The following is a 25,660-nucleotide window of genomic DNA, read 5'->3' as shown; positions in this document are numbered from 1 at the left end:
CATTTATTTGGGCTTTTTTGTGTTTGTTCTTTTTGTTCACTTTTGCCTTTTTGGAGGTATTGAGTCTTTATAGTTGTAATTTTGGGCATACAAGAGCGTAGGATTATTGCTTTTTATTGTGTTTTTTAAAATGTTGTTGAAATATTTAGTTGAAAGCGCATAATTTTCTTGATATAGAGCTACTTTGAATAAAATCATGGTGCTTTTCTGTATAAAAATCCTGCTTCTGTAGAATATGTTAAATGATATTCGAAGAATACTCGAAGTTGAACCCTAATCATCCCTCAACAACATGAAAACTCCCATTATTATTGGAATAACTCCATTTGAAAGGCCTGATGTAAATCTTGCCTGTGCGGTGTCAAATGCGAAGGCGTTTCCTGTACTTCACCTCGGAAGAGATAAAGCCGTAGCTGCCGATGCGTTAGAGCAGTTGTCAGAAAAATGTTCGACAGGATTTGGCGTGTGCCTGATTTCGGACGATCTTAAGGATGTTGTTTTTCCTGAACAGGTAACTATGGTTATACTGCCGTATGGAATACAAATTACCAGAAAAAAACAGGTTAAGCTGTTTTATCAGGTTTGCAATGTTGAAGATGCCAAAAAAGCCCAGGCCGAAGGAGCTGACGGGATTATAGTAAAAGGTAATGAAGGTGCCGGTAAGGTAGCCTATGAGTCATCATATATCCTATTTCAACGCATTGTTAAAGAGGTTAAAAATATAAACATATATGTACAGGGTGGTGTTGGAATACATACTGCTGCTGCTTTAATTGCGTCTGGTGCAGCAGGAGTTGTATTGGACAGTCAACTTGCATTGTTCCCTGAATGCAGCGTTCCAGACCCCATAAAACAAATCTGCGAAAAATTAAGTGGTAACGAAACCAGACTGATTGGGGATTTCAGGGTATTGGTGCGACCGAATTCACCTGTACTTGCTGAAGAGGCCACAGCCAAAGATCTTGAACCTTATTTTAATGGGTTTGATCTGGAGCGCTCGTTCCTCCCAATGGGGCAGGATATTGCGATCTCAGCAGATCTTGTAAACCGGTACAGAAAATTAGACAAGTTAATATTTGGGATTCAGGAAGCTGTTCACGGACATCTTAATCAGGCTAAATCAATCAACGTGATTAGCGTTGACAATGCATTGGCAAGAGATTTAAATATTACCTATCCGATAGCACAAGGGCCTATGACAAGGGTTAGTGATGTAGCACCTTTTGCTAATGCTGTAGCTGAAGCGGGGGCATTGCCTTTTGTTGCACTATCATTGTTAAAGGGAGATCGAGCAAAGGAACTGATCAGTGAAACTAAGAGACTTGCGGGAAATAAAACCTGGGGCGTAGGCATATTGGGTTTTGCTCCTCAGGAGTTGCGTGATGAGCAGCTGGAATATATAAAACAAGAGATGCCTCCGGTAGTGTTAATTGCGGGTGGCAGACCGTCGCAAGCTAAACCGCTTGAAAAACTGGGTATCAAAACCTTTCTTCATGTGCCATCGGTTTCACTCCTGGATATGTTTTTAAAGGAAGGCGCCAGGCGTTTTGTTTTTGAAGGGCGAGAGTGCGGCGGGCATGTTGGGCCGTTATCGAGTATGGTTCTTTGGGAGAAGCAGATTGAGCGTTTATTAAAAGAAGATCAACCGGAACAGATCAGTGTGTTTTTTGCTGGTGGCATCCATGATGCTTTATCAACCGCATTTATTGCTGTAATGGCAGCGCCCTTAGCAGCAAAAGGTGTAAAGGTTGGGGTGTTGATGGGTACTTCATATTTATATACCAGAGAGGCAGTAGCTACGGGGGCTATTCAGGATAAATTCCAGGAACAAGCAATGGTGTCTAACGATACGATATTATTGGAAACAGCACCAGGTCACGAAACCAGATGTTTAAATTCTCCGTTTGCGGCATTCTTTAATGAAGAAAAAGAAAAGCTCCAGAAAGAAGGTGTAGATAAAAAGGAAATCTGGGCAAAGCTGGAAAGCTTAAATGTTGGTCGCCTGCGCATTGCAGCAAAAGGAATTGAACGCAAAGGTGATAAACTGGTAACCATTGATGAAAAGGATCAGTTGCACCTGGGTATGTACATGATTGGGCAAATAGCGGCAATGCGTAATGAGGTTGTTTCTATTTTAGATTTGCATAAAGATGTTGCTGTAGGCAACTATAAATATATTGAAAACGCAGCATTGGCTGCACTTCCTGAGGCTAACGGAAAATCACTAAACGTAGCCATTGTAGGAATGGCCTGTATTTTTCCGGGCGCAAAAAATATTGAAGAGTATTGGCGTAATATTATTCTGGGGAACGATTCGGTAACGGAAGTTCCGGATGAACGCTGGAATAAAGAGCTATACTATAATCCGGAATCAACGGAGAATGACATGTCGCATTCTAAATGGGGTGGTTTTATCCCTAAGATTGATTTCGATCCATTGGAATATGGAATTCCCCCACAATCGTTAGCGGCAATTGAGCCAACGCAGTTATTGAGCCTTATGGTAGCCAAACAGGCAATGGAAAATGCCGGTTATAGAGAGGGTAACTTTAATGCAGAGAACGTATCTGTAATAATAGGAGCCGAAGGTGGGAATGACCTTGCCAATAGCTACAGTTTCAGAGGTTTCTTTAAACAGGTATTTGGCGAAATGCCGGCTGAACTGGACGAACTGCTGCCGAAAACAACAGAGGATTCTTTTCCTGGAATTTTAGCCAATGTAATTTCAGGACGTATTACAAACAGGTTAAATCTTGGTGGGCGCAATTATACTGTTGATGCGGCATGCGCTTCATCTTTAGCGGCTATCGATTTGGCTTGTCAGGAATTGTTCCTCGATAAGTCGGATATGGTACTTGCTGGTGGGGCGGATGTACATAACGGTATCAATGATTACCTGATGTTCTCGAGTACTCATGCTTTATCCCGCAAGGGAAGATGTGCAACGTTTGATGCTGAGGCTGACGGTATTGCCTTAGGTGAAGGTGTAGCTATGGTGGTGCTGAAAAGGTATGAAGATGCTTTGAGGGACGGTGATAGGGTTTACGCTGTAATTCAGGGTATTGGTGGTTCAAGTGACGGGAAGAGCCTTGGTTTAACAGCCCCGCGTAAATCTGGTCAGGTTAGGGCGCTTGAACGTGCATATGGGCAGGCGGGCATCTCGCCATCAGTTCTTGGACTGGTAGAGGCACATGGAACGGGTACCGTAGTTGGCGACAGAACAGAGCTTAGTGCTTTAACTGATATGTTAAATGAATCAGGCGCGAGGGCAAATCAAACCCATCTGGGATCAGTGAAAACCCAGATAGGCCATACCAAATGTGCGGCAGGTTTAGCAGGTTTAATAAAAGCTGCTTTATCTGTTTATCATGGCGTAAAACCGCCAACCATTAACTTAACAAAACCTAACAGTTATTATAACAGTAGTACAAGTCCTTTCGCTTTTCATACCGAAGCCGGGTTGTGGATGGAAGATAAACGTTATGCAGGGGTAAGTGCTTTTGGTTTTGGAGGTACTAATTTCCATGCGGTTATTGAAAGCGATCATAAAGTTTCTGAACAGGCATCTGCATTAACTTCATTGCCGTCTGAACTGTTTGTTTTTAGAGGCGATACCTATGAGGAAGCCAAAAAACAATTGAGTAATGTAAAGGCTTTACTGGATGAAAACGACAATATAGATTTAAAGGACATTGCCTTTAGCTTGGCCATGGGAAATACTAAGCAGATACAGCTGAGTATTGTAGCTGATAGAGTTGAAGACCTGATTATGAAGATTGACCTGGCTTTATCGGGCGTTGAAAGTAAAGATACCTATATCACTAAGAAGAGAGCCGGTAAGGTAGCGTTTATGTTCCCCGGACAGGGTAGTCAGCGTATCAATATGGCAAGAGATCTTTTTGTGATATTTCCCGCCATGCGGAAACTGCTAAACAACAGGAGTAAATATGAACAAGTCCTTTTCCCAAATGCGGTATTTGATGAAGCTTCTTTAAAAGCTCAAAAAGAAAGAATTAAGGATACCCGTATGGCGCAGCCGCTTTTAGGTATTGTGGATCTGGCAATTGCTAATTTTCTTAAAGATTTGGGTATTGAACCTGACATGGTTGCAGGACATAGTTATGGTGAGTTACCTGCTTTGTGTTTTGCCGGTGCTTTTGATGATGATCAACTGGTGTTTTTGAGTGAACAAAGGGCCAAAGCGATTCTCGATGCTGTAGAAGATGGAGATACGGGGGCTATGATTGCGGTAACCAGTAAGGAGGATGAGATATTTAAGGTGATTGATGGCATGAAGGATGTTTATGCAGTAAACTATAATTCGCCAACTCAATTGGTAATTGCAGGTACAACGCCTGCAATTAAAAAGCTTGCAGAAATACTTAAAACTGCTAAAATTTCTTTCAGACAATTGGAAGTTGCCTGTGCTTTCCACAGTCCGCTGGTGGCTAAATCGAAAGCGATTTATAAGGATGTGTTAGATAAGGTTGAGTTTACAGATCTCAGCTTACCTGTTTGGTCAAACACGACCGCTGGATTATATCCGACAGGGGCGGAAGCAGTAAAGGAAAGACTTACCGATCACCTGGTGAAACCTGTGAAATTTGTAGAACAGGTAAAACAGATGTACCAGGACGGAGCAAGAATCTTTATTGAAGTTGGACCTGGAAAAGTATTAACAGCTCTAGCGAAAGCATGCTTAGGCAGAGATGAGTTGCTACTTTATGCAGAGGACAATAGCCACAATAAGATAACACATTTGCTTTGTACAATTGCGACTTACATAGCCACAGGGCGTGATGTTAAATTGGAGAAATTGTTTGAAGGCCGTAATGGCAGGCATTTAAACCTGGATGAACCAGAGCAGTACAAGAAGAGTAAAACAGTTTGGTATGTAAATGGGCAGCATGCAATTCCATCGGTAGGGAAACTACCTGCAAACGGGGCTTTGCCGATAATGCAACCACTTAAACTAAAAGGAACAGAAGTGAAAACAGAATATATAAATAACCCATCGAATGGGGCAGAACAAATGATGCAGGAATACCTGAACAGTATGAAAATGATGATTCAGGCACAACGTGATGTGATGTTAACGTTTTTAGCTCAGCAATCGCCAAATATGCAAATGCCTCAGCAAATGTATGTTCCTGCACCGGTTGTAACGCAATCAGCGCCATCGGTACAGATTGCAACCAGGCAACCTGTGTCCGAGATTCAGCCAGTGGCGACCGTTGTAAAACCTGTAGCATTAAAAGTTGATGTTAAAGCGGTTTTAATGAGTATTGTAAGTGATAAAACTGGTTACCCTCAGGAGATGCTTGGGATGGAAATGGACTTAGAGGCTGATTTAAGTATTGATTCTATTAAACGTATGGAGATTATAGGTTCCTTGCGCACTGAACTGGGTGGTTTTAGTAATGCAGATAAAAATGAAGATGCTTTTATGGAGCAGCTTGCAGGTATTAAAACATTAAGTGGTTTGGTAAACTGGATCAATGAAAATACTGCTTCGGCTGTTCCGGTTACAGAGGAAGTGACTGGTGTGAAATTTACGCTTGCAGATATTAAATCTGCAATTCTTTCAGTTGTAAGTGATAAGACCGGTTATCCGCAGGATATGCTGGGGATGGATCTTGATCTCGAAGCGGATCTAAGTATAGATTCAATTAAACGCATGGAAATTATTGGCGAGTTGAAGGTAAAGATCGGTTTTAGTAAAGGTGAGGAAAGTGGCGATGATCTAATGGAAAAACTTGCTGCGATTAAGACGCTTAATGGTCTGGTAAATTGGATTTCGGAGATAGAATCTGAAGGTACCGAAACCGTTGCTGAGGCTAAAAAGATTATTGAAGAGAGCGCAGTAAATGATAATTATGGTGAGTCATTGTCAAGACTTCGGTTTGAGCTTACCCCTTCGGAACTTTTAAATAAAGATACCTCATCATTAAAAGGAGTTCGTTTTGCGGTAACTGACGATGCTGGTTTGCAGGCCATGGCCATTAAAGAACTATTTGAGGCTCAGGGAGCAATTGTAGATGTTGTTTCTGCTAAAGATAGTTTAAAAGGTTATAAAGGTTTGATCATGCTGAACATGTTCAGTACGCCAGATAAGGCTACCATTATTGACAATATTGCAATGATAAAGGAGCTGGATTTTGAGGAGATGAAATGGGTATATCTAATTTCGGATACCAAGGGTTATATGGATAATGAATCTGATGCGGCCATGTTAAGGCACTTTCAGGGATACTCAGGCTTGTTTAAAAGTTTAGATAAGGAATATGAAAATACCAAATGCAGGGTTGTAAGTTTAACCACAAAATCTGCAGCATCAGAAATTGCTAAAATCACCTTGAATGAGATCCTGAATCCGGATGAGCCTTCTGAGGTTATATATGATGGCATTAACAGACAAACGCTTGAGCTTATTCCTTCGCAGCTGGTAACCGGATTGGCTGATTCCCATATTCAGCTGGATAAAGAAGCGGTGGTGCTGGTTCTTGGCGGAGCCCAGGGTATTACCGCTAAGCTGATGACACATTTTGCAAAGGATTATCCTTGCAGATATATTTTAGTTGGCCGTTCTCCTGATCCCAGAGCCAATGGATTGGACCAGTTTACTTTTATGAAAACCAAAGAAGAGATCAGAGCTTATCTAATCAAACAGGGTAATCTTAAAAAACCGTTAGAAATAGAGCAGGAAACAAACAAAATCTATAAAAACAACCAGATTCTGGAAACTATCGGCTCACTTGAATCAGAAGGGTCTATAGTATCATATGCATCACTTGATCTGCGTGACGAAGAAGGCTTAAGCAAATTTATTGGTCAGGTTTATGAAGAATACGGAAGGATAGATGGGGTGGTTCATGGCGCAGGCTTGCTGGAGGATAAATTGTTCCATGGTAAAACGGTGGAATCTTTTAGACGGGTTTTTGAAACCAAGGTAACTCCTTTACGTGTGCTTGCAGAGCAGCTAAGACCAGAAACGCAATTCGTAATCTTCTTCTCGAGCATAGCTTCGGTTTACGGAAACCGTGGACAAACAGATTATGCGGCAGCAAATAGCGTAATGGACAGGTACGCCTGGGCATTAAAAGCCAAGATAAATGGTAAGGTGATGGCGATAAACTGGGGGCCCTGGAAAGGCGCGGGAATGGTTTCGTCTACGCTGGAAAAAGAATATGAACGCAGAGGAATTTCGATGATACCCTTGCAGGATGGTATGGAAACCTTTGTAAATGAAGTTAAATACGGAAATGAGAGTCAGGTACTCATCATGGCAGGAAGTAACTGGTAGCCAGGGGACGTTATGAAAAAAACGGATGTAGCTGTAGTAGGAATGTCTTGCATTTTTCCCGGTGCGGGTGATGTGGAGACATTCTGGCAAAATATAATTAACAAGGTAGATTCTACACAGATTGTTCCTGCCAATAGAATTGATCAGGTACATTTTGAAAAGGGTTCTGCTGGAGTCGATCGTTTTTATTGTAACCGTGGAGGTTTTATCCCTGAAGTGGAGTTTGATCCTGCCGGTTTTGGGATATTACCATTAGCTGTTGAAGGTACAGAACCTGATCATTTGTTAACACTTAACCTGGTTCAGAAAGCATTGGAAGATGCAGGGGTGTTTGAAAAGAATGTTTCGCTTGATAAAACGGGCATCATTATCGGTAAAGGGAATTATGCCGGGCCGGGAGCTACCCGCGCCATAGAAATAGTGAGAACAGGCGAGCAGATTGCCAGTGTTTTAAAAGATCTTTTACCTCATTTGGGTGAAGAAGAAATAGATAAGGTAAAGAAAGAGTTTCAGGTTCGTAAAGGTCGTTTTGGCGCTGATACTGCAATGGGGCTTATTCCTAATCTTGTGGCTTCTTTAGTTGCCAACAGGTTAAATCTTGGCGGGGTGGCTTATACTTTAGATGCGGCCTGTGCGAGCTCTCTTATTGCCATTGATCATGCGGTGCAGGAGTTGAATAGTAAGCGTTGTAATATGGTTATTGCAGGGGGTGTTCATGTTGGCCAGAATGCTGCGTTCTGGAGTATTTTTACTCAACTGGGTGCTTTATCCAGAAAAGGAAAGATTGCTCCTTTTGATGAGGGAGCCGACGGATTACTTATTGGAGAAGGTTGTGGGTTTGTAGTGTTAAAATGCCTTGAAGATGCAATTGCTGATGGCGACAGAATTTATTCCGTATTAAAAGGTATTGGTGTTAGTAGTGATGGAAGTGGCACGAGTGTAATGAGCCCTTCGGTAAAAGGACAAATCAAAGCGATTGCCCAGGCCTGGGAAAATGCTGGTGTTGATTTAAAAGATATAGGATACATTGAAGCTCATGGTACCGGTACGCCATTGGGTGATAAAACTGAGATAGAGACTTTATTGCAATTTTTTGGTAGTGATAATTCATTGCCAAAGGCAGGTATTGGAACGGTAAAATCTAATATCGGTCATGCCATGCCTGCTTCGGGTATTGCAGGACTGATAAAGACATCATTAGCATTGTATCATGGTATTATTCCGCCGACATTGCATTGTGATGTTCCTCTAGCGCAATTAAAAGAAACGAGATTTAGTGCTGTGCAAGATGCGCAGAATTGGGAAACTTCAGGTTTACCAAGGATTGCGGGTGTAAATGCCTTTGGTTTTGGAGGCATAAATGCACATGTGGTACTTGAAGGTTATGAAGCTAATAAGCCGGAGCCTGCTTCTGTTTTAAAGAGTACACAGACAGATCAGGTATTGTTAATAGCGCGCCACAGCCACGAAGCTTTGTTGGATGCTTTGGAAACCAATGACAAAGATCCTGGTGAAGGCAAATATCGCATTGCGGTGTTTGATCCAACTCCCGAGCGAATAAAGAAAGCGCTTAAAATTGCGGGGAAAAATATTCCATGGCGCAATAAACAAGATATATGGTATAATAATGAGCCTCTTTTAAGCAAGGGTGGGAAAGTAGCTTTTGTGTTTCCAGGCCTTGATGGTTTGGCAGGTGGAGAGGTACTTAGTGTTGCTGAGCATTTCAATATTGCACATAAGGAGGTATCGACAGCTGGTGGTTTATTAGATGAAGCTTTGAAAATTCTGGAGAAAAGCAGCATTCTTGATACGGCCATTAAGCAATTAGGTGTACTGCCTGATATGAATGCAGGACATAGCTTAGGGGAATGGCTCGCGGCAAGATCTTCTGAGCTGGCAGAAGAATCATCGGTAATGCAATTGCTTAACTACCTCAACCCGGAAACATTTGAGTTAAAGGATTCCAAATTTATTGCCGTAGGATGTGGAATTGATAAGCTGCAGCCTATTATCGAAAACATAGATCAACTATATCTTTCAAATGATAATTGCCCGCAACAGGTTATTCTTTGCGGAAGTAATACGGCTCTTGATGAGCTGGTGCCAATATTAAGGACCAAGCAAATCTTTCATCAGATACTTCCTTTTCAGTCTGGATTCCATTCTCCTTTTGTGGCAGATAAACTGGACGTTATGCTGGAAGGCATGAAGGATATGCAGTTTAGAAAAACGAAGTTCCCATTATGGTCGGCAACTACTTTGGAGCTTTATCCGGAAGGTTTTGAAGCAATAAGACAGTTAAGTGTAGAACACCTGATAAAGCCTGTTCGCTTTCGTGAACTTACTGAGCGACTTTATAATGAAGGTGCAAGGGTGTTTGTGCAGATCGGATCGGGTGGTTTGATTGGTTTTATTGATGATACTTTACGCGGTAAAAATTATAGTGCGGTATCGTCAAACGTACCAATCCGTTCTGGTATTGCCCAGTTGCAACGTGTACTAGCGGCATTGTTTGTTGAGGGTAAGGAAGCCGGAATGCAATTCATGGGGTATGATAAGAAAAAAGTAGCTGCCAGAAAAGGTATTGTGCTTCAGCTTGGCTTACCCATAATTAATAATATTGCAGGCATTAAAGCACTGGCGCAAAAACAAGAAAAGACTGCATATCGGAGGGAGGCAGTTCTGGAGGACTCTGCTGCCTCACATCCTCTAATGAAGGCTTTTAATGAGAATGTTGAGGAGATGATTGATATTCAATCGGAATTACTTCAGTTATTTAAGAATGGAGTTCCTGCTAATCAAACTGCAAACGCCCCCGCTCCGGTTATGAGGGCCTCTGGTCGGAGGGTTCCATTTTCTAAAAAGCTGGATGTTAGTTTAGAAAACTGTCCGTATCTGGTAGACCATTCATTGCTCAGACAACCCAAAGGATGGCACTGTCTAGATGATATGGATCCCGTAATTCCAATGACAATGATTTTTGAACTGTTCGCTGAAATTGCAGTTGATCAGTCGCCCGAAGAGCAGGTGCAAAAGATCATGAACATAAAGGTGTTCCAATGGATGAATGTTGCAAAACCATTTGTAGAAACAGTTACAGGCGAGTGGAAAGATCACCAGTTGGTATATCTGAATCTGGAGCGCTTTGCAAATGCAGAAGTATTGCTGGCCGCTAATCTTGCTGATGCTCCTTTGAGGAGTTTTGATGTGGGTAAGATTTTGAACATCGACAGAACAACTGAGCAGATATATGATGGACATATGTTTCATGGACCCGGCTATCAGGGTATAAAGAAATTAATTGCTGTTGGTGAAAAAGGCATTACCGGTATCATTGAAGGTGATACTGGCAAGGGTTCTCTTTTAGATAATGCCGGACAGCTGTTTGGTTTATGGCTGCAGCTTACACTTACAAAAGATCGCATCGCTTTCCCTGTTAAAATACAGGAAATAGAGTTCTTTGGTGATTTTAAAGATCAGAAAGGAAGTTTTGAATGTACTTGTGTGCTCACGGAGTTGAATGATGAATTTGCTACCGCAGATTTTGTGATGAAGCGGGATAATAAGATCTGGGCGGTAATATCAGGCTGGCAAAACAGAAGACTTGAAATTGATGATGCGTTGTGGAGCGTTTCTATGTCGCCATTAAATAACAGACTTTCAGAAGAGATTGCCCCGGGAGTGTTCATGTTTCACAACGCTTACAGCAGGGTGGTTTCGTGGGACTTTATTTTAAAACGCTATTTCAATCAGGATGAGAAAAAACATCATAATTCATTATTGCCAAATAAGCGAAAAGAATGGATGATCAGTAGAGTTGCAGTAAAAGATGCTGTTCGAAATTTACTGAAGAAGACTAAACAAGAAGCCTACTTTCCGATTGCTTTTGAAATCAGATCAGACGAATTCAGAAAGCCCTACCCATATGGCAATATGACTGAGGATATACATGTTTCTATTGCCCATAAAGGGACTGATGCTGTTGGAATTGCACAATACGATAGATCTGTTGGTATTGACATTGAACGGATTGAGGAGCGAAGTGAAGGGTTTGCTGATCTCGTTTTCTCTGAGGAAGAGAAGGTACTGCTAGCAGATAAAGACAAAGCGGAATGGGCAACCCGTTTTTGGGTGGCAAAGGAGGCTTACGGGAAATACCTCGGGAAAGGCCTGCAGGGAAATCCAAAAGCATATACTATACAGGAGATCAGAGGAGAAGAATTAAGGATTCACGACATATTCATAAAAACAATAAAACATAAAAATTATATAATCGGATGGACGCAGTAGTATCGACAGCAAAACTGAACAGCAACGAGATCTTTGATCTTATGAAACAATTTATTACAGAGGTGATAGGAGAAGAGTTTGTGGAAGAAATGGATATCACGATGGAAAGCTCTTTCACTAAAGACCTTGAGATGGATAGTATTGAAATTGTATCCTTTTCTGAAAAAATTAAGGCACACTTTGGTGAGCAGATAGACTTTACAGGATGGTTGTCTAACATGGATCTTGATCAGCTTATCAATCTGAATTTAGGAACGATTGTAAACTACATAGAAGAATGCCAATAATAGAAGTAAATAACAGAGGAGTGCATATACAGGAACTGAATAAAGGGGCTGCGGAAACGGTGCTGCTTGTTCACGGGATGTTTAGCAACCTTTCTATTTACTATTTTAATATTGCGCCCATTTTAGCGAAACACTTTCATGTGGTTATGTATGATCTTAAAAGCCATGGCTTAAGTGAAAGAATAGAAAATGGCTACGACCTTAATAGTATGACCGATGATCTGGTGAATTTACTGGATAGTTTGGGGATTGATAAGGTGCACCTGGCCGGATATAGTTTTGGGGGACTTATTGCTTTAAAAATGGCTGCGCGCTTTCCCCGAAAGATAAAAAAACTTGCTGTTATAGAAGCCCCAGATCCTAATGATGATAAAACGAGAGATATTATAGATGATTACAGCAGGGAGTTTCTGGAGCATTATGTAACCAATTTTACAGATACCACGAAGGTGAAAATGGGAAAGCGACAGATGGAACGTAACCACCGTATGTACGAGTATCTTTTTCACGAAACCAGTATAAAGAGTGATATGATTCTTGAGAAGGAGTTTTTTAGCGCTGCTGAGATTTCGGATATACAGCAAGATACTTTACTGCTATATGGTGCAAATTCAAATTGCCTGGGAGCGGGTAAGAAATTGAAAAATAAGATAAGAGGAGCAGCATTGCTTGAGGTTAACGGCGACCATAATATTCCTATTCAGGAGCCGGTAAGTATTGGAAATATCATGGAAACATTTTTTAACAATGGCTAAATTGGTATTCATAGTTCCGCCTTTAACAGGGCATATTAACCCAACATTAAGTATTGGTGCTGTTTTATTGCATCGCGGTCACGAAGTGGCCTGGATTAGTCTGGATAAATCTTTGGCTTTGCGCCTCCCTAAAGGGGGGCAGTTACTGCTTATTGAGTATGATGAAAATGATCAGCAAAAACAGGACAGCGAGAAATATCTTGACATCATTACAAAGAAGATCGTTTATGGTATCGATAGCATCAAATTCCTTTACGAGGAAGTTTTGATCCCTTTGAACAAACACAGTTACGAAGGTATTGTGGGTTTGTTGGATAAGTTTAAGCCAGATCTGATAATTACAGATCATCAGATGTTTGCCGGAGCTATTGCTGCAGTTAATAGAAATATTCCTTATGCAACTTCTGTTACTGCACCGGCTGCAATTAAGGTGATGGATGAACTACCTAAGATCCATGAATGGGAGGTAAACCAAATTGTGGCACTTCAAAAGGATTTGGGTGTTGAAAGTGAAAATGCTATTGCCTGCTCGGACCTGTTAACAATGGTGTTGACATCTAAAGCTTTTTTTGGTGAAATGGAATTGCCTTCTAATTATCAGTTTGTAGGTCCTGTTATCCATAAGCGAGAAGGGCAAACGCCTTTTGATTGGGAAGGATTGGAACGGAGGACCCCGCAACCAAAAATATTGGTAAGTATAGGAACTACGTTTGATCACGAACATAAGAAGAGTTTTTTTGCTAAGGTGATTGAAGCTTTTGCTGAAGAACCTTTAACTGTTGTGGTTGTTTCTGAACCTTCGTTATTTGATGAATGGCCCGGGAATTTTATCGTTCAGCGCAATGTTCCACAGCTGGAGCTGCTACCTTATCTCGATGCAGTTGTTTGTCACGGAGGTCATAATACAGTATGTGAAACTTTAACTAATGGTTTGCCAATGGTAGTTGTGCCTATTGCGTACGACCAGTCGCACGTTGCCGGAAGGGTGGTCAGAGTGGGTGCCGGGTTGAGGTTAAATTTCAATCGGTTCAAATCAAAACATCTTAAGGAAGCTGTTGAGGAAATTTTAAATAATGAATCTTTCGGTAAGGCAGCACGACAGATGAGCTTGTCTTTTGAAGAGGCTGGAGGGACGGAAACTGCTGCTGATTTGCTTGTACAGTTAAGCGCGGTAAGATATGTTGAGGTATTAAATAATTAAAAGAGAATTATGTCAAAGTTTTTGTTCGTTGTGCCACCTTTTTTTGGTCATATAAGCCCAACGTTAAGTGTAGGAGCCAGTCTTATCGCTAAAGGTCATGAGGTGAAATGGCTTGGTGTTATACCGCTTTCGGATTCTCATATTCCTGAGGGTGGTGAGTACATCTATCCGCATGATGATTTGGTTGAACATCAGGAAGAACTTCAAAAAATATTAAAGAGACAGGATGATGGCCCGGCTTGTTCTGGACCTGAGGTAATGAAACTGGCACTTGAAGAAACTTACGTTCCTATTGCCCGCATTATGATGAAAGGCCTGGGTAGGTATGTTGATGAATGGAAGCCAGATGTAATTATTAACGATTGCATCACTTTTGCGGGGGCATTATGTGCTTACATTAAAGGAATTCCTTGTGTTACGACTACACCGGTGCCACCGGATGTGATGGGAGATACGGCGAACAGCGCACCTAAAATATTTGAATGGCAGGAAAACCTGATTAAAGGATTACAGCGGGAATTTGGTGTGTATGGTGAAGAGATTGTAATTCACTCACATAAAATGAACATCGTTTTTACTTCTGAAGAGTTTGCCGGAGCTCAGGACTCCATGCCTCATATGAAATTTGTTGGGCCTGTTAAAGGTCGGCCAAATCATGCTGACTTTGATTGGGAGAGGTTAGAAAAAACAACTACTCCTAAAGTATTTGTTTCGTTAGGAACTTTGCTGGTTGACATAAGAAAAGAGTTTTTTGGTAAGTTGATCGAAGCTTTTGCAGATGCCCCGGTAACTATAGTGGCAGCCACCAATCCAGATATTTTTGAGCAATGGCCTGATAATTTTATTGTTAATGGTTTTGTACCACAGGCTGAGCTGATGCCAAAAATGGATGCTGTGATTTGTCATGGTGGTTTTAATACCGTTAACGATACCTTCATTAATGGATTGCCAATGTTGATCACTCCAATTGCCTATGATCATTTTCATACCGCTAAACTTATCGAAAATGCCGGTTGTGGGATCAAGATCCGCTATAAGCGGTTACGCATCGAGGATATGAAGAGGGCAGTATTTGAGTTGCTTGAAAATCCGGTATACAGAAACGCCTCTTTGAGAATTAAAGAAACATTTATTGCTGCCGGTGGAAATGATAAAGCAGTACAGTTATTAGAAGAATTTGTATGAAAAGAAAGCTTCTATTTGCCGAAAGAATGCTTCATGGAAATGGGGAAGCGCCCTTTAATGCCGTGATCCCTATAAAGTTAAAAGGGAGTTTTGAAATAGAGAACTTGCGCTATGCATTGCGGAGGCTTCAGGAAAAACACCCATTTTTGAATGCTTTTGTAATGGATGACCAGAAATCGAGGCCCTGGTTTGTGGTTAGTGAAAAAATTGAACTTCAAATTCCTTTAAGGATTGTAGCCCGGACTACTGATGACGACTGGAAAACAGAGTCAATGAATGAGTGGTCGACCTTGTTTGATACCAGATCAGGGCCTTTAATGAGGCTGGTGTGGATAAAAGGTGAGGAGTTTTCTGAATTTATAATGGTTATCCATCATTGCCTTTGTGACGGGGGCTCGGCTATGGCAATTTTGGCTGAACTTTTACTATTACTAGATGATGGCTCAATAGAGATAGGTAAGGAAGATCCGATTTTAAGGATTGAAGATATTATACCGGTTTCAGTTCTTAATAACAAGAAGAAGATCATTAAAGCCAAATTAATTGGAGGTGTAGCAACCCTGTTTTTATGGCTGATTCCCGTTAAAAAGAAATTGATTGAAAGAAAGCGTGATTATATGATTCACTGGAAGCTTGAAAAGGAATTAAGCGACCGGTTAATCCATAAGTGTAAAACGGAAGGAGTTACGGTTAATACAGCACTATGTGTGGCAGTATTAAATGCATTTAAGGAAGTTCGAAAAGAAAACTTTCATAACAAAATCTCACTCCCTGTTGATATTCGCAGGTTTGCCCCAAAAATTAAGAGAGATAACATTTTTGCGTTTGGTTTGATGCTGGTGGTTTCTGCAGATAAAGACCTCGGCTTTTTTGCTGACGCTAAAAGAATGCAGGAAGATATTGACAAGAAAACCACAAAGTTAGATCCGTATGAAACGATTATGATGATGGAAGAGTCGCATTCATCATTAAATAACTTTACTAATTTTCTAAAGTATGGTAAGTCCAGTAACGATTGCATGTTTTCTAATCTGGGCAGAGTAGATATTCCTTATCTGTATAAAAATTTTGCTGTGGAAACCATTTTTAGCCCCTCTGTAATAGGTCCGTTGGGGAATACGACAACACTTGTAACCTCAACCTATCTTGGGCAAATGGATTTTACATTTATTGCCAGCGAAGGGTTTATCCCGTATAATGAAGCGCAGGCTATTAAAGAAAAAATGATGGAAATACTTAATGAGCTATGAGAAGACGGCTGATCATGGGAGAAAGAATCATGTATGTGGATGCTTCTACTCCTTTAAATTGTGTATTTGCAATTACTATTCGAGGGAGTTTTACGCTTGAAAGATTACGTAATGCATTACATAAAGTGCAGCAAAAACATCCTTTATTGCGAGCAAGTATAAAGGAAGATGCTGCGGGGGTTCCTTATTTTGTTTCGAGTAATAAGCTTTCTGAAATTCCGGTTAGAATTGGGGAAAGGGTTAGTGATGACGATTGGAAAGCACAATCTAAAGCTGAATGGAGAAAACTTTTTGATGGAAAGAGTGCGCCATTGGCAAGAGTTGTATGGCTTAAGGATGCCGAAGTTTCGGATCTGATTCTAGTTTGTCCGCATTGTATTTGTGACGGTACTACTTTTGTCGCTTTGATGAGTGAGATATTAGAAGTACTGGATGAACCGGAAAAGGAGCTATCCAGCTACCTGCCATTTAATTCTATGGAAGGATTACTTTCTCAATCATTTAAAGTCAGTAAAGGGAAGGTTTTAAAAGCGAAGTTTTTTTCAGTAGTTGCAAGGTTGTTTTTTCTTTTTAAATCTACAAAAAGTAAAAAGCCTGAGGGGCAGAACTATTTTTTGCATTGGCGACTGGATGCAGAGAAAACGGCAGCACTTGCTATTGAATGTAAAACAGCAGGTGTAAGTGTGTATTCTGCTTTGTGTGTTATTTTATTAAAAGCATTTCAATCTGTTAAAGGGAGTAAGGCTCGTGGTAAGGTAATCTGTCCGGTTGATGTGAGGCGATTTATCAGCGAAATAAAAGGGGATACCATGTTTGCTTTTGCACCCATTGCCGAACTATCGGTTGATGATAAGCTTGCCGGTTTTTGGGAAAAAGCAAAGAAAGTAAAGGAAGACCTGAATACAAAAATTGCTGCTATGAATGTTCATGAACTATTGATCATGAGTGAATATTTCCATGGCTCGGTAAAGAAGATGGTGAAGTATTTATTGACCACTGAAGGTAGTCATGATGTAACTTTTTCAAATATGGGCAGACTGGGAATTCCTGAAAACTACGATTCCTTTGAAGTGGAAGCTATATATAGTCCATCGGTCGGTTTCCCATGGCGAAATCCCAATACCATAGTTGTAAGTACTTTTAAAGGAGAAATGGATTTCACATTTTGCTCAAATGATGCTTTTTTACCTGAAAGTGAGGCAATAGCAATTAAAAATAAAGCGCTGGAACTATTACAGCAAGAGTTGATGGTAAGTTATGCTTAAAGATTTAAAAAGTGATGGCATGGTATTGAAAAGGCTTGTTCTGCGGAACCTGCCGCTTTACTTTATTCCCAACGTTATCGCTAACACTATTATCCCGTATTTTAGCTTTAAAAATCTCAATGCGGTTCACTTATTTGAAGGTGAGTATTGTATTGCGCGGTTTCTGCTACCTATGGCATTGTTGCTTCCATTTATAATCACTTTCGATATTTTAAAAAAAACAATAGCACTTTCTGAAGAGGGTAAAGCAGGATTTGTGCTGCCTGATAATTTTACTAAGAATAAATTTATGTTTAAAATGGCAGGTATTAACGGCGTAACTACCTCATCTGTTATTTTGTTTTGTATGTTGGCGGTCCAACTTAGTATCCCTAAAGATTATAGTTTTAATGGGAAATTGCTTTCTATTCTTTTGGGTGCCCTGGCCGGTACATTGTCGATAGTTTTTACTCTCTGGCCCATTAAAAAAATTAAAGAGTTAAAAAGTGCTTAATTTCTGGTCTGATAGCAACTACCTGGCGGTTAACAATCATTCTTTGTCAGAAATAAATTAAAAGCTGTATTTTTGCAAGAAAAAAGCAATTGGGAACTTTACTGGATCAAGGAATAAAAGGATATAGAAATTACGGAACACACCTCAAAGAGAAATACAATGGGCAACGTGTGTTTAAAGTAATAGTTGATGGTGGATTTACTTGTCCTAACCGCGATGGGAGTAAAGGTTATGGAGGATGTACCTACTGTAATGTAGACTCTTTTACCCCTGAGCTTTCCAGAAAGCTGCCAACCATACGCGAACAATTAGAGCAGGGTATGGAAAGAGGTAAGGGTTTTTATAAAGCCGATAAGTTTATTGTTTATTTCCAGCCTAATACGAATACTTATGCTCCTGTACATTATTTAAAAATGATGTACGATGAAGCACTATCTATAAATACAGAAGATGTTGTAGGCTTTTCTGTGGGTACCCGCCCTGATTGTATTGATGCAGAAAAGGTTGCTTTACTTGAAAGCTATGCTGATCGATTTGATGTGGATTTGGAAATGGGCATGGAGTCTATATACGACGAAACGCTTAATCAGATCAATAGAGGATGTAGTCATGGCGAGTTTGTTGAGGCCGTTAAATTACTTGAAAACAGTAAGCTTGACCTTTGTGTACATACTATTTTTGGCTTCCCTTGGGAAACAGAAGAAATGATGCTGGGTTACATCCATGAGATTAACCGGTTCCCTCAAATCAAATTTGTAAAATTCCATCACCTTCACATAGTAGAAGGATCAATTATGGGAGTAAAATATAAAAAGGAACCCTTTAAGCTGTTCTCGCTAGAAGAATATACCGATCTGCTTTGTAAATTAATTCCGTTATTGAGGCCCGATATTGTTATTCAAAGATTATTTGGGATATCAGATTGGGATTTGTTAATAGCACCTAACTGGGGGTTAAATAAATCTGCAATTCAAACATATATTGATAAGGAAATTGAACGCAGAGGTGTAGTGCAAGGATCAGAATACTTAGCTAAATAGATTACCAGACATTTTATGAATAACTTTATTACTTTGAAACTTAAGATCACCTTAGTTTTGTTTCTTTGTGTGCTTACAACATTCGCACAGCAAGAAAAGGCAGGTTATGCTATTATACCACAACCTGTGAAACTCATTCCTGCTGCAGGTAATTTTGAGTGGACAACTGCTACAAAACTGCTGTTGGCTGAAAACTCGGAAAGTCTGGCACCAGCCTTAACTGAATTAAAGGCTACTTTTGCGTTGCTTAAACAAGGAAAGACAGCCGCAAATACAGTTACTTTAGGTCTTGATCCTTCCATTGCAAATGAAGGTTATACATTATCAGTTGAAAAAAATGCAATTGTAATTAAAGCTGCCACAATACAAGGTGCCTTTTGGGCTGTAACCAGCCTGAAACAGTTGATGGGAACTGCGATATTACGCCGCAAGCAGGTTTTACAAAAATCATTGCTGAGCGCAATCGCTATTCCTTGTGTAAAAATTGAAGATGCGCCACATTTCTCGTGGAGAGGTATTCATTTGGATGTTTCCCGTCATTTCTTTGATCTTGCTTATCTGCGAACAATGATAGATAGAATGTCTTACTATAAATTCAATAAGTTTCATTTGCATTTAACAGATGATCAGGGTTGGAGAATCGAAATCAAAAAATACCCTGAACTAACATCAAAAGGCGCGTGGCGAGAGATGAATGGTCAGGATTCGAGTTGTATTGCACTTGCTAAAACAAATCCTGATTATGCTATTCCTGAAAAACATTTCAAAATGATTGATGGTAAGAAGATGTACGGAGGTTTTTATACTCAAGATGAAATGCGTGGGCTAATTGCGTATGCTGATTCTAAAGGAATAGAGATTATACCTGAAATTGATATGCCGGGACATATGATGGCTGCAACAAACCTTATGCCCTGGCTAACTTCTCATGGCAAAGGTGGACAGGCAAAGGACTTCTCTGAGCCATTGTGCCCATGTAAAGAAACAACTTTTGAATTTGCCGAAAATGTATTTACTGAGATTGCTGCATTATTTCCAAGCAAATATATCCATCTGGGTGCCGATGAAGTTGAAAAAAGCAGCTGGAAAAATGTGCTTGAATGTGAAGCGCTGATGAAGAAGGAAGGACTTAAAAGTGTGGATGAGCTGCAAAGCTATTTTGTGCGGAGAATGGAGCGGTTTTTTAACAGTAAAGGTAAAAAGCTAATCGGTTGGGACGAAATTCTTGATGGAGGTGTATCGCCAACAGCTACAATGATGTATTGGAGAACATGGGTGCCTACAGCACCTAAACACGCTGCGGAAAAAGAGAATGATGTGATTATGACTCCTGGTGAGTTTTGTTATTTTGATGCTCAGCAAGATGGTGGTTCATTACAAAAGGTATATTCTTTTGATCCATATAAATTTAACATCTCAGAAAGCGAGAAGAAATTTGTAATTGGAGTACAAGCCAATATATGGACGGAATATATTCCTTCTGAGAGAAGATTGGAATATATGGTGTTTCCAAGAATGTTGGCTATGGCGGAGGTAGCGTGGTTTAAAGGAGGTGTAGACTGGAATAATTTTGAAAATCGTGTACAGAAGCACTTTTCATTGCTGGATGCTATGAATATAAATTATCGGCTTCCAGACCTGGATGGATTTACTACCCAGAGTGTATTTGTTGATAAGGGCACATTACATATAAATAAGTCACTTGCAGGTTTAACAATAAGGTATACTACTGATGGTACCTTGCCTACTTTGCAGTCGAAAATTTTTAATGGAGATTTGACCATAACTAAGCCGGTGGAATTTAAAGTGGCAGGTTTTAGACCAAATGGTAACAGAGGGGATATTTATACCATTAATTATGTACATCAGGATTATATTAAGCCTGTACAGTTATCATCACCAGCAAAGGGATTAAAGTTTTCATATTATCCGCGCTTTTATAAGACTGTAAACGCTATAGACGAAAAAGATCTTACCAACGAAGGCATTAGCGCTGCAATTGAAATTCCTGTAGCAAAAACTGCGGAAAGTTTTGCTACCCGTCATAAAGGTTACTTTTATGCAGAAGAAACGGGTATTTATTCGTTCGCATTGCGCTCAGATGATGGAAGTGTGTTGAAATTAGGTGATAAAGTATTTATTGATAGCGATGGTATGCACACATCTATTGAAAAATCTGCTGAAATAGCTCTTGAGAAAGGGTACCACCCATTTGAACTTATGTTTTTGGAAGGTGGCGGAGGTTACACATTAAAGCTACAATATAAAACACCTTCTGGTAAGCTTAAGGATGTTGATGCATCTGTTTTCTTTCATTAGGGTGTAGTTTCTTATCCGGAGGTTGTTTTTAAATCTCCGGATAATCTTTAAATAGCTCTTTTTTTTGGGTAATCTGCCTGAAAAATCTCATTGGTAATCCATAAATGGTGTAATGCCAAAATTTGTTCCCCTTAAAACCATTGCTGGGTCAGGGATTCTGTCTTTTTCTTTTCGAAATTTATAATTTCTGCTTGAAAATAAGCCGATATGCGCCTATTGTGTGTCTGAAAGTGTACTAAATTTCGGGAAATCCCTTTTTTTATCCCGTTTTATCCCGTTTTATCCTGTTTTTTGCTTTTTTCTTTGCAAATCTTGTTTTTTGTTAATTTTTATGTTTTTGTTAAAAAATAAAGGTGTTTTTGTGTTGAATGTGAGAAATATTTAAAAATTTGATAGTGATTTTATTAAATTTTAATGTTTTTGGCTATAATTTTTGAATATTTTAATGTTTTGTGTTGTTTTTGTTTGATTAAAAATATGAATAATTGAAAATTTTGTCTAGTTTTATCAAAAAATCAGATAAAGTATAATTATAAACTAGTAAAATCTAACATTTATGGCAAAAGTTTTATTTAAACAGTGGGGTCCATTTGCAGTTTTATTGATAATTGCAATTTTGGCTCTTTTTATTCCCTTACTTCCTAACTTTGACGAGGGAAAATACAGTGCGCCTGATATTGCATTTGTATTAATTGCTTCAGCTCTTGTATTTTTGATGACTCCAGGACTCGCATTTTTCTATGGCGGTATGGTTCATCGTAAAAATGTTCTCTCTACCATGATTAAAAGTGTGGTGGCTGCAGGTGTAATTACCGTGCTTTGGATTGTTGTAGGCTTTAGCCTTGCTTTTGGAGAAACAATTGGTGGATTTATAGGTAATCCAACCACATTCTTGTTCTTCCAGGGTGTAAATTCTGGTCCGGCATGGGGAACTATTCCACTTTCATTGTTTGCGGTATTCCAATTGATGTTTGCTATTATTACTCCGGGCTTAGTTGTTGGAGCGGTTGCAGAACGTATCCGTTTTACCTCTTACATTTTGTTTATTGTATTGTTTGCCCTATTTGTTTATTCTCCTTTAGCACACTGGACCTGGTCTCCTGATGGATTCCTTTTAAAAATGGGTGTACTTGATTTTGCAGGTGGTACTGTTGTACACATCTCTGCTGGTATGGCTGCCCTGGCTGGTGCTTTGGTTCTAAAACGCAGGAAATCTCATATTGAGCATCAGGAAGTTCCACCAGCTAATATTCCTTATGTACTAATTGGTACTGGCTTACTTTGGTTCGGTTGGTTCGGCTTTAATGCAGGTTCTGCTTTGGGTGCTAATGCTTTAGCAGTTTCGGCTTTCTTAACTACTAATACTGCTGCTGGTGCTGCTGGTTTAGCTTGGATGTTCTTTGATGTGGCAAGAGGTAAAAAACCTTCTGTTTTAGGCTTCTGTATAGGTGCTGTAGTGGGTTTGGTTGCCATTACTCCAGGTGCAGGTTTCGTAAGCATTCCTTCAAGTATCTTTATTGGTGTAATTGCGGCTGTTATTTCTAATCTTGTTGTTTCATGGAAACAAAAAACCAGTTTAGATGATACATTAGATGTATTCCCTTGCCACGGTGTAGGTGGTATTGTTGGTATGCTATTAACCGGTGTATTTGCTACTAAAACTGTTAACAGCGCTGGTGCAGACGGGTTGTTTTATGGAAATCCTGAGTTCTTCTTTACTCAGCTTAAAGGAGCTGTAATTGTAATCATATTCAGTTTCGTAGTTTCTTTCATCATCTTTAAATTAATCAACGTAGTTCAGCCAATCCGTGTTACTTCAGAAGAAGAAGAAGAAGGATTAGATGCTTCTCAACATAACGAGAAATATTCTCAAGGTACTTTGATTGTTGCTTCAACAGGGGCAGAAATTGAAAATACATTTTAACCAACCACAAACTATCTGAATTATCAACCTCAAACCGAAAATTATGAAATTAAAATCAATACTAACTATAGCATTACTATCTATTGTTTCGGCTACCTACGCTCAGGAAGCCGCTGAAGCTCCATTGCAAATTTCGGGTTCAGTTGATACATATTTTAAATATGATTTTGCGAAAGCTCCAAATATTAAAACCTATTTTGCTTCAGAGCAAAACTCGGTTTCTATTGGGATGATCGATTTGGCTTTAAAGAAAACTACTGGTAAAGCTTCATTTGTTGGAGAATTATCTTTTGGACCAAGAGGACAATATCAATCTATTCCAAATGGACCTGATGATAACTCTTTCCATATCCAGAATTTGTACGTTAACTATGCATTTACTGATAAATTTAGCATGACTGCAGGTTATATGGGTACGTTTATTGGTTATGAGGTGATATCGCCGGTGGCTAACTTTAACTATTCTACTTCCTACCTTTTTGGTGCCGGCCCTTTTCAAAATGCGGGTATCAAAGGAACTTATGCCTTTTCAGAAAAAGCCAGTTTAATGGTTGGTTTGTTCAATGACTGGAATGTTTATCAGGATCTTAATGGAGTATCTCATATAGGTGCTCAGTTAATGGTGGCTCCTGTTGAAGGCTGGTCTGCTTACCTGAACTTCTTGTCTGGTTATTCGGCTGGTGCTGGAGGTACGGGAACTATTTTTGATTTAACAACAGCTTATCAGGTAACTGATAAATTCAAGTTAGGCTTAAATGCTGCTGATTATTCTGTTTCTAATGATAATGGTGGTTATACAGGTGTTGCATTGTATCCGCAATATGCATTTACTCCTGCCGTTTCATTGGGTTTAAGAGGAGAGTATTTTAATTACAAGGGTATAGGTGAGCTACCTGATGCAAGTATAGCAGCCATTACTTTATCTGGTAATATTAAAGCAGGTGGATTAACTTTTATTCCTGAAGTACGTTTCGATAGCGATAAAGATTATTCTCAGGAATTTGTGAAAAAGAGCGGTGCTCTGTCTAAATCAGCCTCGCAATTCTCTCTGGCTGCTGTTTACGCATTCTAGGGATTTGTACAAAATATTTTTTAATTTTAAGCCGCCAGAATATTACTTCTGGCGGTTTTTTATTCTCTTTTCTAAGCTTTAAATCAATTATTTACCGATGAAAAAAATAATGTTTGTTCTATCCTTATTCGTATTTAGTCTCAGTGCATTCTCTCAAACAAATGTATTACCCATGGATGAGCGCGGGAAGTATACTTTTTTAGAGGTTGCAGAACTTCCGCTTGTTAAAAAAGAAGTGATGTCTGCAAATGCTAAGCGCTTTTTCAAAGGCTACTCAAAAGCTATTAAACTGAATTCTTCAGAAGGAGATACTGCTTTTTATGGAAAAGGGAAAATGGTTTTAAATAAAAGCCTTGTAGGAGTAGGTCATCCAACAGGTGAGGCTAAATATAACATCTCATTGGAACTGCGTAATGGTAAATATCGATTAATACTTACCGACTTTATGTTTACTCCTTATGAGCGGGACCGTTATGGTAATTTCGTTCCGGTGGCTGTTAGTACAGCGCTTGAGAAATCCCCAGGCAAATTAAATAATGCTGAATGGGAAAAGAATGTAGCATCTATTGCCCGAGAATCCAAAAAAATTGCGGATAAGCTAAAAGCTACTATGAGTAATACCATTAAAGATCCACAGCCCGAAACAAAGAAGCCTGCTACCATTTCCACAACAAAGTGGTAATAGGCTATTAGTTTTAAAAGATATGCCCTTATTTAATGCACCATTTTATCAGCACAGGTTGAGCTGGCAAAAGCTTCGGGTTTTGCTTTGAAAATAAAGCCCATGCTGAGGATATAGCCCATGGCTTCATTTAAAGCCTTGTTTGATTTAAACATTGGGTTGGTGTTAATATCGGCATGTACCTCCAGATCTACATCATACAGATCTAAAAGATCGCAAATTGAGTAAGCGGTTTCAATAGACTTTTGAACTTCAATAAGCATTCTTTCCTTTATGCTCATGCGCTGAGGTGTTTTCTCCTGGTGGATATACATAAAACCTCCATGGTGCTCTCTTAACAGGACTATTACAGTCGCAAAATCAGTTAAAGCTCCTTTGACCTGTGAATCTGTACCGATACAAACTTTAAGGTGATAGCCTTTTTCAGTTTCTCTGATGATGGCCTTTTCTACTTCTTCTAAGATGGGTGCGTGGATTACCTCGCCGCTAAATTTTTTCCAGATCATACGCTAATTGGTGTTATCATAAACAACCCGTATTCAGGTTTCCTAAAAATAAGGGGATTAAATTAAAATGAAGTTAATTCTTTATTGT

Annotated in this window: 15 protein-coding genes; 14 read left to right on the top strand and 1 reads right to left on the bottom strand. The window is 39.6% G+C overall.

Going from position 1 to position 25,660, the window contains the following annotated elements:
- The first annotated feature begins 292 nt into the window (after positions 1 to 292).
- The 14 genes from AC1DDK_RS15385 to AC1DDK_RS15320 all read left to right on the top strand — a co-directional run bounded on the left by AC1DDK_RS15385 (position 293) and on the right by AC1DDK_RS15320 (position 25,066).
- The gene (locus tag AC1DDK_RS15385) at positions 293 to 7,303 is read left to right on the top strand and encodes an SDR family NAD(P)-dependent oxidoreductase (protein WP_337717392.1); all 7,011 of its coding nucleotides are present in this window, start codon (positions 293 to 295) and stop codon (positions 7,301 to 7,303) included.
- Between the two features lie 12 nt (positions 7,304 to 7,315).
- Positions 7,316 to 11,593, top strand: coding sequence for a type I polyketide synthase (locus AC1DDK_RS15380; RefSeq protein WP_337717394.1), 4,278 nt, complete (start codon positions 7,316 to 7,318; stop codon positions 11,591 to 11,593).
- Positions 11,581 to 11,880: an acyl carrier protein gene (locus tag AC1DDK_RS15375; protein WP_048907178.1), complete on the top strand. Its 300-nt coding sequence runs from the start codon at positions 11,581 to 11,583 to the stop codon at positions 11,878 to 11,880. Before AC1DDK_RS15380 ends, AC1DDK_RS15375 begins: the two co-directional genes overlap by 13 nt.
- Positions 11,871 to 12,635 carry an alpha/beta fold hydrolase gene (locus AC1DDK_RS15370; RefSeq protein ID WP_172661127.1) on the top strand — a complete coding sequence of 255 codons (765 nt, stop codon included), beginning with the start codon at positions 11,871 to 11,873 and terminating at the stop codon, positions 12,633 to 12,635. Before AC1DDK_RS15375 ends, AC1DDK_RS15370 begins: the two co-directional genes overlap by 10 nt.
- The gene (locus AC1DDK_RS15365) at positions 12,628 to 13,836 is read left to right on the top strand and encodes a glycosyltransferase (protein WP_337717396.1); all 1,209 of its coding nucleotides are present in this window, start codon (positions 12,628 to 12,630) and stop codon (positions 13,834 to 13,836) included. The genes AC1DDK_RS15370 and AC1DDK_RS15365 overlap by 8 nt, the downstream gene beginning before the upstream one ends.
- A gap of 9 nt (positions 13,837 to 13,845) precedes the next feature.
- Positions 13,846 to 15,021 (top strand): glycosyltransferase, encoded by a 1,176-nt coding sequence (locus tag AC1DDK_RS15360; protein ID WP_337717398.1) that lies wholly within the window; start codon positions 13,846 to 13,848, stop codon positions 15,019 to 15,021.
- A complete protein-coding gene (locus AC1DDK_RS15355; protein WP_288882690.1) occupies positions 15,018 to 16,271 on the top strand; it encodes a condensation domain-containing protein in 1,254 nt (417 codons plus the stop codon). The genes AC1DDK_RS15360 and AC1DDK_RS15355 overlap by 4 nt, the downstream gene beginning before the upstream one ends.
- Positions 16,268 to 17,536, top strand: coding sequence for a condensation domain-containing protein (locus AC1DDK_RS15350; RefSeq protein ID WP_477612064.1), 1,269 nt, complete (start codon positions 16,268 to 16,270; stop codon positions 17,534 to 17,536). The genes AC1DDK_RS15355 and AC1DDK_RS15350 overlap by 4 nt, the downstream gene beginning before the upstream one ends.
- Positions 17,529 to 18,029, top strand: a complete 501-nt coding sequence (locus AC1DDK_RS15345; RefSeq protein ID WP_172661124.1) for a hypothetical protein — start codon at positions 17,529 to 17,531, stop codon at positions 18,027 to 18,029. The genes AC1DDK_RS15350 and AC1DDK_RS15345 overlap by 8 nt, the downstream gene beginning before the upstream one ends.
- 89 nt (positions 18,030 to 18,118) lie before the next feature.
- A complete protein-coding gene (mnmL, locus tag AC1DDK_RS15340; protein WP_172661123.1) occupies positions 18,119 to 19,069 on the top strand; it encodes a tRNA modification radical SAM protein MnmL/YtqA in 951 nt (316 codons plus the stop codon).
- 15 nt (positions 19,070 to 19,084) lie between these two features.
- On the top strand, positions 19,085 to 21,388 hold the full coding sequence (locus AC1DDK_RS15335; RefSeq protein WP_337717402.1) for a family 20 glycosylhydrolase: 2,304 nt from the start codon (positions 19,085 to 19,087) through the stop codon (positions 21,386 to 21,388).
- Positions 21,389 to 21,944: 556 nt separating this feature from the next.
- On the top strand, positions 21,945 to 23,312 hold the full coding sequence (locus AC1DDK_RS15330) for an ammonium transporter (RefSeq protein ID WP_172661121.1): 1,368 nt from the start codon (positions 21,945 to 21,947) through the stop codon (positions 23,310 to 23,312).
- 43 nt (positions 23,313 to 23,355) lie between these two features.
- Entirely contained in the window at positions 23,356 to 24,384 is a 1,029-nt protein-coding gene (locus AC1DDK_RS15325) for a porin (RefSeq protein WP_172661120.1), read from the top strand.
- Positions 24,385 to 24,481: 97 nt separating this feature from the next.
- Complete coding sequence (locus AC1DDK_RS15320; protein WP_288882687.1) at positions 24,482 to 25,066, top strand: DUF4468 domain-containing protein; 585 nt, start codon at positions 24,482 to 24,484, stop codon at positions 25,064 to 25,066.
- Between the two features lie 32 nt (positions 25,067 to 25,098).
- Here AC1DDK_RS15320 and AC1DDK_RS15315 read toward each other — a convergent pair whose 3' ends face one another.
- Positions 25,099 to 25,572: a ribonuclease H-like YkuK family protein gene (locus AC1DDK_RS15315; RefSeq protein ID WP_099436931.1), complete on the bottom strand. Its 474-nt coding sequence runs from the start codon at positions 25,570 to 25,572 to the stop codon at positions 25,099 to 25,101.
- Positions 25,573 to 25,660 lie beyond the last annotated feature (88 nt).

It is taken from the genome of Pedobacter sp. 05T44, assembly GCF_056395985.1.
This window is presented reverse-complemented; position numbering and strand designations above follow the sequence as displayed.